Source organism: Mesorhizobium sp. M0166 (assembly GCF_040322255.1).
In the GTDB taxonomy this organism is placed as follows: domain Bacteria; phylum Pseudomonadota; class Alphaproteobacteria; order Rhizobiales; family Rhizobiaceae; genus Mesorhizobium.
In genome coordinates, this window is record NZ_JAMYTD010000003.1 from 100,392 (window position 1) to 113,083 (window position 12,692).

General features: G+C 61.7%; 12 protein-coding genes and 2 tRNA genes. 8 read left to right on the plus strand and 6 right to left on the minus strand.

The features are described 5' to 3' along the window. Positions 1 to 30 precede the first annotated feature (30 nt). From NKJ46_RS05070 to NKJ46_RS05085, 4 genes are all read left to right on the plus strand, one after another. Entirely contained in the window at positions 31 to 1,071 is a 1,041-nt protein-coding gene (locus NKJ46_RS05070) for a sugar ABC transporter substrate-binding protein (protein ID WP_352662641.1), read from the plus strand. A gap of 162 nt (positions 1,072 to 1,233) precedes the next feature. Continuing rightward, positions 1,234 to 2,229 (plus strand): ABC transporter permease, encoded by a 996-nt coding sequence (locus NKJ46_RS05075; protein ID WP_352662644.1) that lies wholly within the window; start codon positions 1,234 to 1,236, stop codon positions 2,227 to 2,229. Then, the gene (locus NKJ46_RS05080; RefSeq protein ID WP_352662647.1) at positions 2,226 to 3,011 is read left to right on the plus strand and encodes an SDR family oxidoreductase; all 786 of its coding nucleotides are present in this window, start codon (positions 2,226 to 2,228) and stop codon (positions 3,009 to 3,011) included. Before NKJ46_RS05075 ends, NKJ46_RS05080 begins: the two co-directional genes overlap by 4 nt. Beyond that, entirely contained in the window at positions 3,008 to 3,664 is a 657-nt protein-coding gene (locus NKJ46_RS05085) for a GNAT family N-acetyltransferase (protein WP_352662650.1), read from the plus strand. The genes NKJ46_RS05080 and NKJ46_RS05085 overlap by 4 nt, the downstream gene beginning before the upstream one ends. 107 nt (positions 3,665 to 3,771) lie before the next feature. Here NKJ46_RS05085 and NKJ46_RS05090 read toward each other — a convergent pair whose 3' ends face one another. Further along, positions 3,772 to 4,089, minus strand: coding sequence for a hypothetical protein (locus tag NKJ46_RS05090; RefSeq protein WP_352662653.1), 318 nt, complete (start codon positions 4,087 to 4,089; stop codon positions 3,772 to 3,774). 733 nt (positions 4,090 to 4,822) lie between these two features. Then, positions 4,823 to 4,898 (minus strand) — tRNA-Val (locus NKJ46_RS05095). Between the two features lie 217 nt (positions 4,899 to 5,115). Between NKJ46_RS05095 and NKJ46_RS05100 the strand changes: the two genes are divergently transcribed. Then, positions 5,116 to 5,192: transfer RNA gene (locus NKJ46_RS05100), tRNA-Asp, on the plus strand. Positions 5,193 to 5,284: 92 nt separating this feature from the next. On the opposite strand, the gene rbsK is transcribed toward NKJ46_RS05100, so the two are convergent. Genes rbsK through NKJ46_RS05115 form a run of 3 tightly spaced genes read right to left on the minus strand, consistent with a single transcriptional unit; the run spans position 5,285 to position 7,772 of the window. Then, complete coding sequence (gene rbsK / locus NKJ46_RS05105; RefSeq protein ID WP_352662656.1) at positions 5,285 to 6,226, minus strand: ribokinase; 942 nt, start codon at positions 6,224 to 6,226, stop codon at positions 5,285 to 5,287. A gap of 4 nt (positions 6,227 to 6,230) precedes the next feature. Further along, complete coding sequence (locus NKJ46_RS05110; RefSeq protein WP_023674665.1) at positions 6,231 to 6,683, minus strand: RbsD/FucU family protein; 453 nt, start codon at positions 6,681 to 6,683, stop codon at positions 6,231 to 6,233. A 30-nt stretch (positions 6,684 to 6,713) separates the two neighbouring features. Beyond that, positions 6,714 to 7,772 carry an ABC transporter ATP-binding protein gene (locus tag NKJ46_RS05115; protein ID WP_352662659.1) on the minus strand — a complete coding sequence of 353 codons (1,059 nt, stop codon included), beginning with the start codon at positions 7,770 to 7,772 and terminating at the stop codon, positions 6,714 to 6,716. Between the two features lie 294 nt (positions 7,773 to 8,066). Between NKJ46_RS05115 and NKJ46_RS05120 the strand changes: the two genes are divergently transcribed. The 3 genes from NKJ46_RS05120 (at position 8,067) to NKJ46_RS05130 (ending at position 11,895) form a co-directional block, all read left to right on the plus strand. Next, a complete protein-coding gene (locus NKJ46_RS05120; protein ID WP_352491909.1) occupies positions 8,067 to 9,743 on the plus strand; it encodes an ABC transporter substrate-binding protein in 1,677 nt (558 codons plus the stop codon). 86 nt (positions 9,744 to 9,829) lie between these two features. Then, positions 9,830 to 10,951: a carbohydrate ABC transporter permease gene (locus tag NKJ46_RS05125; protein ID WP_352662662.1), complete on the plus strand. Its 1,122-nt coding sequence runs from the start codon at positions 9,830 to 9,832 to the stop codon at positions 10,949 to 10,951. 26 nt (positions 10,952 to 10,977) lie between these two features. Then, complete coding sequence (locus NKJ46_RS05130) at positions 10,978 to 11,895, plus strand: carbohydrate ABC transporter permease (protein WP_352662665.1); 918 nt, start codon at positions 10,978 to 10,980, stop codon at positions 11,893 to 11,895. A 50-nt stretch (positions 11,896 to 11,945) separates the two neighbouring features. On the opposite strand, the gene NKJ46_RS05135 is transcribed toward NKJ46_RS05130, so the two are convergent. Next, positions 11,946 to 12,689 carry a creatininase family protein gene (locus NKJ46_RS05135; protein WP_352662668.1) on the minus strand — a complete coding sequence of 248 codons (744 nt, stop codon included), beginning with the start codon at positions 12,687 to 12,689 and terminating at the stop codon, positions 11,946 to 11,948. Between the last annotated feature and the right edge of the window lie 3 nt (positions 12,690 to 12,692).

Here is a 12,692-nt window from a genome sequence, read left to right on the forward strand (position 1 = left end):
GAGGGGTCCGGCGCAAGAGGAGCGAACGACATGAAGAAAATACTTCTTTCCGTCTTCGGTATCCTGGCACTGGCCTTTGCCACGCTCACGCCGGCATTCGCTCAGTCGAAGGGCACCGTCTACTACATGGTGCCGACATTGCTCGATGAGTTCCAGACCGGTTCGGTGAGCGCGCTCGAACTGTTCCTGAAGCAGGTCGGCTACGAGATGAAGACGCTGAACGCCGACAACAAGACCGACGCGCAGCAATCGCAGATGAACGACGCCATCGCGCTGAAGCCGGCGGCGATCATTCTTGCCGCTGTCGATTTCAATGCGCTGAAACCGTCGGTCGAGGCGGCCCGTGCCGCCGGCATCCCGGTCGTCGAGTTCGACCGCCAGATCACCTCGACCCCGTCCGACTTCACCTCGGTGGCCGGAACCGTCGAGATCGGCTACGTCGCCGCCGATCAGGCGCAAAAGCTCCTGACCGCAAAGAACGGCTCGGTGAAGGGCAAGATCCTGCAGGTGCTCGGCGATCCGGGCGACCCCTACACGCTCGACATCCAGAAGGGTTTCGAGGAGAAGATGAAGGCGTTCCCGGATGTCAAGATCATCTCGCTCCCGGCCATGCAATGGGAGGCCAGTAACGCCGGCACCATCGTTGCCGACCAGATGCTCGCCAACCCCGACATCGACCTGATCTTCAGCCATGCCGCGCATCTTTCGGTCGCTGCCGTCGCCTCGCTCGAGGCCGCCGGCAAGAAACCGGGCGACGTCATGCTGATGAGCTCGAACGGCGCTCCGGTCGGCCTCGACCTGATCCGCAAGGGCTGGCTCAATGTCGAAGTCGAGCAGCCGCTCTACGCCCAGGCTGCGGCGGTCGCGATGTTCATGGACAAGGTGGTCAACAAGCAGGAGATCAAGCCCGGCGAATACGACGTGCTTGGCCTGAAATCGACACTGACCAAGGAAGCGTGGGGGCCGAACATCAAGATCCCCGGCGCTGCGATCACCAAGGAAAATGTCGATAACCCGGCCTTCTGGGGCAACATGAAGCCGCCGACCGAAACCATAAAGCCGGTCGAATAGCAAACTCGCCAGAAGCTCCGGGCCACACAGGCCCGGAGCCAGCCCTGCAGCCCTGGTGCGTTCGAACGGACGCGCACGGGAACGTTGCAGCAATTTTCAACCGCGCCTGATTTTTCCGACGACCGAGTGGTTCTTCGGGTCATGCGCCAACCGGATCCTGAGATGAACCCCCGCACGCGCCAAACCCTCGAGTTCATTCTCGACAATCTTGTCTGGTTCATGCTGGTCTTCGTGCTGGTGGTCTTTTCCATCCTTATCCCGAACTATTTTCAGCTCGGCATCTTCGCCAACATCATCGAGGCGTCGAGCGTGCTCGGCGTGATGTCGATCGGCCTGGCGCTGGTCATCATCGCCGGCCACATGGACCTGTCGGTCGAATCGGTGGCGGCGCTCAGCGCCATGGCGGTCGGCATCCTGTTCTGTTCGTCGGGCATCGGCCTTGGCATCCAGTTGCAGCCGCAATGGCTCATGGTTCCGGTTTCGCTGCTCATCGCGCTTGCCGTCGGCGGCCTCATCGGCGCCTTCAACGGCTACCTGGTTGTCAGGGTCAAGATGAGCGCCTTCATCATCACCCTGGCGTCTTACATCTGGGTGCGCGGCCTGGTGCTGGTCATCTCCGGCGGCCGCTCGGCGCAGGACCTTGCGCCGGCAATCCGCTGGTTCGGCATCCAGCGCCTGGGTGGCCTGCCGCTAACCGCCTGGATCGCCATTGCGTGTTTCGTGGTGTTCTCGCTGATCATGGCCAAGACGCCCTTCGGCAGGCACCTGGTCATGATCGGCGGCAACGAGACGGCGACCTTTCGCACCGGCATCCGCGTCAACCGCAACCTTGTCATAGCCTTTGTCCTTGCCGGCGCCATCGCCGGCCTTGCCGGCTGGCTGCTGGCGATCCGCACCTCCGGTGCCACCGCCAATCTCGGCGTCGGCCTGTTGTTCAATGCCTTTGCCGCGGTCGTCATCGGCGGCGTCAGCCTGAAGGGGGGCGTCGGCACCTTGCCCGGCGTCTATGCCGGCGTGCTGCTGCTCTCGGCCATCAACACGGCGATCAATTTGATGGGCCTGCCGGCCAACTTCACCCAGGTGATCCACGGCCTGCTCGTGCTCGCCGCCGTGCTGCTCGACGCGTTCAAGCAAACAATCCGCCAGAGGCTCGCATGAGCAGCCTACCGCAAACCGGGAGACTTTTTGGCAGGGTGGCGCTGGTCATCGGCGCCGCCCGCGGCATCGGTAAGGCGATCGCGCAGCGCTTTGCCGAGGAAGGCGCAAAGCTCGTGCTGGCCGATACCGAGACCGAAGCCGGACAAGCAACGGCAGATGAGGTCGGCGCCCATTTCATTCGCACCGACATTTCGCAGATGGCCGATGCGGAAGCAGCCGTGGCGCTAGCCCTCGACCGTCACGGCCGGCTCGACATCATGGTCCAAAATGCCGGCATCTATCCCTGGCAATTGCTGGAAAATACCAGTCCCGATGATTGGGACCGGGTCATGGCGGTGAACTTGCGCGGCAGCTTTGTCGCCGCACGTGCGGCGCTGGTGCCGATGAAGGCACAGCATTTTGGCCGCATGCTGTTCACCTCCTCGATCACCGGCCCGCATGTCACCAGCCCCGGCCACGGCCATTATTCGGCGACCAAGGCCGGCATCAACGGGCTGATCCGTTCGGCTGCGCTCGAATTCTCGGGCTACGGCATTACAGTCAACGGCGTCGAGCCCGGCAACATCCTCACCGAAGGCATAGAGCAGCATCGCGGTGCGGCCTTCATCAAGAACATGGAAGACGCCATCCCGCTCGGCCGCCTCGGCAGCCCGCGCGATGTGGCCAATGCCTTCCTGTTCCTGGCCTCTGACGATGCCAGTTACATCACCGGCACGACCATCATCGTCGACGGCGGGCAGCTTTTGCCCGAGGGTAAGGATTTCCGGCTGCTGCCGCCATGATCCTCGATTTCGGCGGCGGTTTCTTCCTGCGCCGGGCGACAACCGCCGATCATCCGGCACTTGCGATGATCTGTCTCAAGACCGGCGATGCCGGCAAGGACGCCAGCAGCCGCGAGGACGACCCGGAACTGCTCGGCCTGCTCTACACCATTCCCTACCAGGTGCTCGAACCCGAGCTGGCCTTCATTATCGATAGTCCCGCAGGTGCGGCCGGCTATCTGCTTGGCGCCGCCGACACAGCCGCTTTCAATGCCAGCCTGGCGTCAGACTGGTATCCGGACCTGCAGCGGCGCGTCGCCGACCCGGGACCCGACAGCTCACGCTGGCGCGGCAGCGATAGGGCGCGGCACCGGGTCCATCATCCCGATTTCGCTGTTCCGACTGCGCTGGCGGCCTATCCGTCGCATGGTCATATCGACCTGTTGCCGCAGGCGCGCGGGAAAGGCATCGGCAGGCGCGCGATGGCCTTCCTCGAGCAGCGCCTTGCCGCGAGCGGCTCGACCGGCGTCCACCTCGAAGTCATGCCGGAGAATAATGATGCGTTGAAGTTCTACAAGGCAATCGGCTTCGAGGTGGTGCAGGATCCGGAACCAGCGAAGCAATCCGTCTACGTCGGAAAACGGCTTGCGAATACGGCGGAAGCCGCAAGCTGAGCCGCGGCGGGCAATCGCACAAATCGCACACGACATCCACGGACATCAAAGGATCGCAACATCAACACGGTGCGGCCAATCGGAGTCTTGGCGGAGCGTCTAACAGTTCAGTGTGGGGGCAGAGGAACATCCGCGACCGTTTCCCCGGCCACGATGGAGAACACATAAAGCAGATAAATGGTTAGTACCAATAACGCTAGGAATGACCCCCTGGCAAAGATTCCCGCAACCGTGGCGCGGCGATACGGTTCAACTTTTTCCTTCTTAAAGGTGTCTTCTTCGCTCCGGGTTGTCAAAACCCGTTCGCCTGGAAGCTGTATTTTTTCAGCCTCCTTCGATATCTTATCCGCGAGATCTCCTGCGATCACAGGATCATTCGGAAGATGACTCGTAAGCCATCCAGGAATATTTTCGCTCCCGCCCATGCCCATACGCAAGTAAGGTTTAGTTTTTGTTTGTGATCTCTAGAATTACTGCAAGTTTTAGCTTTCGGCAATCGTTTGCCACCTAAGGAGGCAGCAGATCAGACTTAGGTCCCAACGGGAAAGACCGATTGATCAGACCAAAGTCCTAGTACCTATGCGCCCTACCCCGGAGCGTGAAGCGTTTGGGAGCGAAGTTACCGCAACAAAGACGAAACCATTGGTTGCATTGATCGCTGGTCTGTTTGCCGGGCGGCTCAGTATCCAGGGTCCGTGTGCCGTACGAGGGACGTTAGCATCGACAAACCACGTGCTTGTTAGCCAATCTCGATACCATCACTCTCGAGACGCCTGCCTTGGCTCTGCGACCTCTTCAGCAGTGAATGTGACGCCTCGATCAGCCGGCGCGATAGGGCGATCGTGTAGCGAAGCTCTTCAATCAACGCGGTTCCGCGTTCAGTGGCCTGACGAGCACGTGCTACTTGGCTATTGTCGGGCTTCCGCGGGAATTCTTTCACGCTCCGACCTCCAACCATGCCGACATTATCGCGAAGAGCAACGCCTGGGCAACGAAGAAGCCCGCCGCGTCTTTTCGACGGCGGGGCGATCAAGGAAAATGATAGGGATGCCAGATAGTTGCGTCTACCAACCGCCAGTTGGACGATTCTCCTGCAGAGCAAGCGTGTGAACCGGACATCGCAAAAAGACAATGCCTGGATAAACACATCGAGGAAAATGGTGGGCGATGACGGGCTCGAACCGCCGACATCTTCGGTGTAAACGAAGCGCTCTACCAACTGAGCTAATCGCCCGCTCCGGGCCGGACCTTTAAGCAGTTAGGACCGGCTTCGCAAGGCCAAATGAGCGGCCAGTGGCTTGGCCGGGGGCGGGTTTCGGCAACAAAGTTCGGCTTGTCAAAAAACCTTCTGCTGTTTGCTGTTATGCTGTCCGGGTCCGCTTGACACCCGCTGGCTTACCCCTTATCCACCGCCCCAACGACGAACACGGCTGACACGTGCTCGTCCATGCGCGGGTGTAGCTCAGTTGGTTAGAGTGCCGGCCTGTCACGCCGGAGGTCGCGGGTTCGAGCCCCGTCACTCGCGCCATTTCTCCTTCGGGCCACGGCCCTTGGTGTCGGAGAAATGTCGACGTTGATTTGTCAAAAACCATCGTCGTTCGTGAGGTAATCCACACGACCTCACCCCTTGGCGAGTAACGCCTCGACTTCCTGCAGCGTCGGCATAGACGGCGCGGTGCCCGGGCGCGTCACCGAGATGCCGGCGACGGCGCAGGCGAAGCGCACAGCCTGCAGGGGTTCGATCCCCCTCGACAGCGCCGCAGCCAGGCCGCCATTGAAGGCGTCGCCCGCGCCGGTGGTCTCGACAACCGGGCCGGCGGCGACCGCTGCGACATGTTCGGAACGATGGGCCGTGTGCAGCAGCGCACCTTTTTCGCCAAGCGTCACAATGACCGCGCCAACGCCTTTCTCCAGCAAACTGTCGGCAGCACGGCGGGCATCGTCGATGGAGGACACCTTGATGCCGGTCAACTCCTCGGCCTCGGTCTCGTTCGGCGTGACATAGTCGCAAAGCGTGTAGATCCGGTCCGGAAGCTTGGCCGCCGGCGCCGGGTTGAGGATGGTGGTCACCCCTGCCCCGCGCGCGATCTCCAGCGCCCGCAGCGCCGCCTCGATCGGCTGTTCGAGCTGGGTGACGAAGACGCCGGCCGCGCGGATCAGGCCGGCATTTGCCTCGATATCGACGGGCGAGATCAGCATCGCCGCACCGGGGCTGACGATGATGGCGTTGTTGCCGCTCGTCTCCTCGATGAAGATATAGGCGGCACCGGTGTAGCTTTCCGGCGTGTCGATGACGGCGCTCTTTACGCCGGCATGCGCCCAAGTCTGCCTCGCCATCTCTGCGAAAGGATCGACGCCGAGGCGCGTCAGGAAGGTGATGTCGGCGCCGAGCCGGCCGGCCGCCACGGCCTGGTTCGAGCCCTTGCCGCCAGGGCCGAGCGTGAAGGACGTGCCCAGGATCGTCTCGCCCATGCGCGGCTGGCGGGCGGCGCGGTAGGCCGTATCGGCGACGAAGACGCCCAATATGACAATAGGCTTCGTGACGATTGGTTTCGCCGGCATGCCGCTACTCCGCATCCGGCGGCACGACCCCCTTGCGGAAGGCAAAACAGCCATAGAAGCGGCGCTCGCCGGTCTGGATGACGCAATAGGCCTTCTTGGCGCGTTCGTAGAAGGCGTAGCGCTCGACCGAGATCATCGGCCAGGCCTTGCCCTCGGCGGCATCGATCTCTTTTTGCACTTCCTGCTGCACGGCGGGAATGTCGTCCGGCTTGCCGACGATCTCCATGCGCGCGGCCGCGTCGTCGACGAAGGTGTCCAGCGGATAAAGCGACAGCACCGCCTTGACCACGTCGGCCGCCGACGCATCGATGCGCAGCAGCCGGCCAAGCACAGTCTGGCGCGCCACCGAATCGGACGGGAAATTGGTGTCGGCGATAATCAGATCGTCACCGTGGCCCATCGCCCGCAGCGCCTGCAGCACATCGGCATTGAGCAGCGGATTGATTCCTTTGAGCATGGCATTCCTCGCGAAGTTTGCTGGGGCGAATCAGAGACGTTTGCCGGTCTCTGCGTCGAAGAGATGAACCTGGTCGAGCCGCGGTTTCAGGTGCAGTGTGTCGCCCGGCTTGAAGTCGTGGCGCTCACGGAACAGCGCCACCATCTCGCCCTCGCCGAAGCGCAGGAACACCAAAGTCTCGGAACCGGTCGGTTCGACCACCGAAATCTTCGCCGGAACACCATCGGGATGGATTTCGAGATGCTCGGGCCGCACGCCGTAGACGACATTGCGGCCATCTTCCACGGCACTCTTGGCCGCAATCGGGAACAGCGTCCCGGCGATCTCGACAATGGGCTTGTCACCCTTGCGCACAACGCCCTTGAGCAGGTTCATCGAAGGCGAGCCGATGAAGCCGGCGACAAACAGGTTGGCCGGCCGGTCGAACAATTCCAGCGGCGCGCCGACTTGTTCGATGCGACCGTCGCGCATCACCACGATCTTGTCGGCCATGGTCATGGCCTCGATCTGGTCGTGGGTGACGTAGATGGTGGTGGTCTTCAGTCGTTGGTGCAGTTCCTTGATCTCGGTGCGCATCTGGACACGCAGCTTGGCGTCGAGATTGGAGAGCGGCTCGTCGAAGAGGAACACCTGCGGGTTGCGCACGATGGCGCGGCCCATGGCGACACGCTGACGCTGGCCGCCGGAAAGCTGGCGCGGATAGCGCTTGAGGTAGGGGTTGAGGTCGAGGATGTCGGCGGCGCGCTTGACCCGCTCAGTGACCACCGCCGGGTCGGTTTTGCGCAGCTTGAGAGCAAAGGCCATGTTCTGCTCGACCGTCTTGTGCGGATAGAGCGCGTAGTTCTGGAACACCATGGCGATGTCGCGCTTGGCCGGCGGCAGATGGTTGACGACGCGCTCGCCGATGGCGATGGTGCCGCCGGAAACGGTTTCCAGCCCGGCCACCATCCTCAGCAGCGTGGACTTGCCGCAGCCGGAAGGCCCGACCAGCACCACGAACTGCCCGTCGGCGATGTCGACGCTGACATCGTGCAGAACCTTGACGGTTCCGAACGCCTTGGCCACATTGCGGATCGCGACTTGAGCCATCATTCCCCCTTCAGTTGCCGTGAAGCTAAACAACGCAAACGGCGAGGGCAAGTCAGTCTCTTATAGATAAAAAACCCATTCACGTTGACACCGCACTTCGTTGTGCGAATAGTGACAACTGCCCGGCTTATGACCCTGTTCCGGGCGCACCGGTACGCTTGTCCGGCACTGAATGCCAAGCGTCGCGGGAGGGAGAATTCGGGCCGCTATTTACGGGAGTCGCTGTCGTTGGGGAACATAATCGGCGCTCCACCATCTGAACCTATTCACAATTGACCTTCTGGGAGGAACGAGATGAAAATCAGCCTTTATAACCAACTTGTCCGCGCCGGGGCCACCCGCCGCGACGTGCTGAAGGGGGCGGCCAGCATGGCCGCGATCGCCGCGGCATCCGGCGCCGGCCTCGGCGCACTGACGCGGCCGGCTTCGGCTGCCAGCGAGCTGCGCACCAAGATCCTGCAGATCCCTGGCGTCGGCAAAGGTCAGCCGACCGATGCCGACTTCCAGAAGGTCGGCGAGCTTTGCCTCGAAGCCACCAAGGCCAACGTTAAGGAAGGCGAATTCGCCGGCGTCGAGCTCTCCTTCATGGGCCTCAACAACCAGAACCTGCACAATGTGCTTTTCCGCGGCTTCCTGAAGCCGTGGGAGGCCTATACCGGCGCCAAGATCAACTGGATCGACCTTGCACAGGCGGACTACAATCCGCGCCTGCAGCAGGCTATCGCCACGAACACAATCGACTTTGATATCGTCGAGATGGGCGCTCCTTTCGAAGGCGATGTCTGCGGCAAGGGCCTCACTTCCGAGATGCCCGACTGGGTAAGGAAGCAGATCGATATGGACGATCTGGTGGCCTATCTGAAGCCGCCGGTCGGCACCTGGAACGGCAAGCAGTATCGCGTGACCGTCGACGGAGACGCGCACAACTTCAACTACCGCACCGACGTGTTCTCCGACTCTGATCTGGCAGCAGCCTGGAAAGCCGATAGCGGCGACAAGGCAGGCCTGACGGAATGGGGCGTGCCGAAGACCTGGCAGCAGGTGCAGGCCGTGACCAAGTTCCTCAAGGGCAAGCAGATGAAGGGCCAGGACGTCTACGGCTACCTCGACGCGCCCAAGGCATGGGGTGGATTCGGCTTCTACTTCCTCGGCAGCCGTGCCAGTGCTTATGCTAAGCACCCTGATGACAAGGCATGGCTGTTCGACGCCGATACGATGAAGCCGCGCGTCAACAACCCGGCTTGGGTGCGGGCGATCCAGGACGTGATCGACGCGCTGCCCTTCGAACCGCAGGATCAAATCAATGCCGACCCGAACCAGACCTGTTTCTCCCAATTCCTGGGCGGCACTGGTTCGATGCTGGCTTGGTGGGGAGACGCTGGCTCGAATGCGAAGACTAACGACTCCTCGGTCGTCGGCGACGTCACAGGCTTCTCGATCCTGCCGGGCTCGGACGATGTCTATAATTCCAAGACCGGCAAGTGGGACAAGCTCGCCAGCGGCCCGAACTATGCGCCAAACTGCGCCTATCTCGGCTGGGGCGTCTATGTCATGGCCCGCGTCGACAGCGACGAGAAGAAGAAGAAGGCAGCCTGGTCCGCCGCCGCCCATCTCGGCGGCAAGGACCTGTCACTGTGGTGCGCGGCGTATCCGTCGGGCTTCCAGCCTTACCGCAACAGCCATTTCGATATTCCGGAGTGGGTGGCGGCCGGCTACGACGAGGCGTTCATCACCTCGTACCTCAAGTCGGAATCCGACAGCTACAACCATCCGAACGCGGCGATCGAGCCACGCATCCCCGGCATCTTCCAATACTACAGCGCCGCCGAGGATATTTTGGCCAACACCTTCGCCGGCAAGATGAAGGCACAGGAAGGCGCCGATGCCATTGCGGCGGCCTGGGAGAAGCTGACCGACCAGATCGGCCGCGACAACCAGATCAAGCTCTACAAGGCCTCGCTCGGCATGTAGGCTATGTGAAACCGTGGTCCGGCGGCAACGCCGGACCACACCAGACAGCTCCGGCTCCTCGATGAGCCTTCAAACGGGCGAAATTTGTGGCTGACCAGACTTCGACCGTAAACCCGTGGCCGGCGGATGCCGTCCCTTCCGATCTGATTTCCCCTCGCCGCAAACGGCTCGGCTGGGGGCTGATGGCCGTTGCGACGCTTGGCTTGCTGGCGGTAATCGCGCTGGAGATCCTGTACAAGACCGAAGCCGACACCATCGGCTTCGAGACCTGGCGGCCCGTCGTCTATGCCTATGTTCTGTGGGGCCTGGCGATTGGCGCCGGCCAGGTGCTGACCCGCGGCGAGGACGGCCAGCGTGCCCTGTTCCTGCTGCCGGCGCTGCTGTTCACCATCGCCATGGTGATCTTCCCGACCCTGTTCGGTTTCTACATCGCGCTCACCGACTGGAACCTCAGTTCCTTCAGCGGCCGCACGTTCAACGGGCTCGCCAATTTCTGGCAGATGCTGGGCGATCCCTACTACCGCAACGCGCTGTTCAACATGGCGCTCTATGTGCTGGCGGTGTCGGTCGAATATATCATTGCCTTTGGCTTGGCGTTGTTGCTCAACGCGCAGATCCGGGCGCGAAAATTCTTCCGCGTTGTCTTCCTCTTGCCCTTGATGCTGTCACCCGTCGCGGTGTCGTGGATGATCGGCAAATCGCTGATGGAGTACCGCTTCGGACCGGCCGCGACGCTGGCGCGGCATCTCGGCTGGGAAAACCCGGCCTTCTTCTCCAACCCGATCACTGCCCGCATCTCGATCATGGTGCTCGACGCGTGGACCTTCATCCCGTTCATGATGATCATGCTGCTGGCCGGGCTGCAGGCGATGTCGCGCGAGGTGCTCGAGGCCGCGCGGGTCGACGGCGCCAACGCCTGGCAGACCTTCTGGCAGGTCACTTTCCCGCTGATGCTGCCGGTGTCGGTGACGGCGGTGATCCTGCGCATCATCTTCAAGCTGAAGCTTGCCGACATCATCATCACGGTGACGTCCGGCGGTCCGGGCGGTGCGACAGATTCCGTGTCGAGCTTCATCTATCGCGAGTATCGCGACCGCTCGAATGTCGGCTACGGCACTATGCTGGCGATGGCCTATCTGGTCATCATCGTTGTGTTCGTCACGTGGCTGTTGAAATTTGCCAACCGCTTCGTGCGCAATGTCAATTGAAGCAAGATCGGGTGAATTGAAACAAGATGAGCGTCCAGACCACCGAATATGTCGCCTCGGAGATCCGCTCGCCGGCGAGCTTCGTCGCCAACCGCGTCTTCATCTACGGCGCGCTCGCCTTCTGGGCGTTCATCTGCCTGTTTCCGATCTATTGGACGATAACCACCTCGTTCAAGACCGCGGTCGACGTCACTCAAGGTCATTTGATCCCGTTCGTCGATTTCCAGCCGGATTGGAAAGGCTGGCGCTCGCTCGGCCTTTCACCGGACTCGATCTTCCAGACCTCGACGGTGCGCGAGGAATTCCTCAAGCGCTTCATGAATTCGGTGATCACCTCGGTCGGCGCATCGAGCCTCGCCATCATCATCGGCAGCCTCGCCGCCTACGGGCTGACCCGCTATCGCTACCATTTCGCCTGGTTCAAGAACGAGGACATCTCGTTCTTCTTCCTGTCGCAGCTGATCCTGCCGCCGGTCGTGTTGGCGCTGCCCTTTCTCGTGCTTTACCGGGAAGTCGGCATGCTCGACACGCGCGTCGGGCTGATCCTGCTCTATACGCTGATGGTGCTGCCGATCGTCATCTGGATCATGCGCGACCAGTTCAATTCCATTCCCGTCGAGCTTGAGGAAGCAGCCCTCGTCGACGGCCTGTCGATCTGGGGCGCGTTCTTCCGCATCGTCATGCCGATCGCGCTGCCGGGCATGGTCGCCGCCTTCATCCTGGCGATGGTGCTGTGCTGGAACGAGTATTTCTTCGCCGCGCTCCTGACCTCGACCGACGCCAAGACCATTCCTGTCATGGTGGCGAGCCAGACCGGCTCACAAGGCATCAACTGGTGGTCGATGGCAGCGCTTGCCACCGCCGCCATCACACCGCTCGCCGTCATCGGCATCGCGCTCGAGCGTTACCTGATCATGGGCATGACTGCGGGCGCGGTGAAGTAATTGCGCCAGCCTTCCCTTCTCCCACAACAAGGGGAGAAGGGAAAACCGCGCTAACCCGAAAGTGTTGCCCGCAAATGCTCGAGGATCATGGCAACCCCTTTTTGCCCCAATTCCGCCGAGGCTTCGGGCGCACTTGCCGTGTACCAGCCGGTGTTGTCGGCGAAGCGGCCGGCATCCACCGCTTCCGGGCACAACGCCAGCATCAGCGACGTCTCGCCGGTGCCGGCATGGTCGAACGGGTACTGGCTGTGCATTGAAGCCGGCATCAGCGGATGCACCTGCACCCAGTTGAAGAAATTGCTGCCCTCGGCGTGCTCGGCATAATAGTCGGCCATCGCCGCAGAGCCCCACCAGCCTTCGCCGCGTTCTTTCTCCAGGAAGCGGAAGATCGCCTGCCGGCCGGCGGCCTTGAAGGCGAGATCGGTTGGCATGCCGGCGGCAAAATTTTCGGTCTGGTGGTGAATGATGGCATGGATGTTGCGGAAGCCGATGCGCAGCAGGCTATAGAACAATTCTTCCGCAAATGGCGCCAGCACATTGCCGCCGACCTGCACCGAACCACTACCTTCCGGCGCCGCCACCGCATAGCTCGCCGCGCCGTAATAGAAGGGCGGCAGAATGACGATCTCGGCTTCTTTTTCGAACAGTTCCAGGCTCTTGACCACCGCCAGCGTGTCCATTCCGACGGCCATGTGCTCGCCATGATATTCGAGCACACCGAGCGGCAACACGACCGGCCGGTTCTCGGCGATCGCCTTGCGGATCTGGTGCGGCAGCATCAATTCGTAGCGCATGAC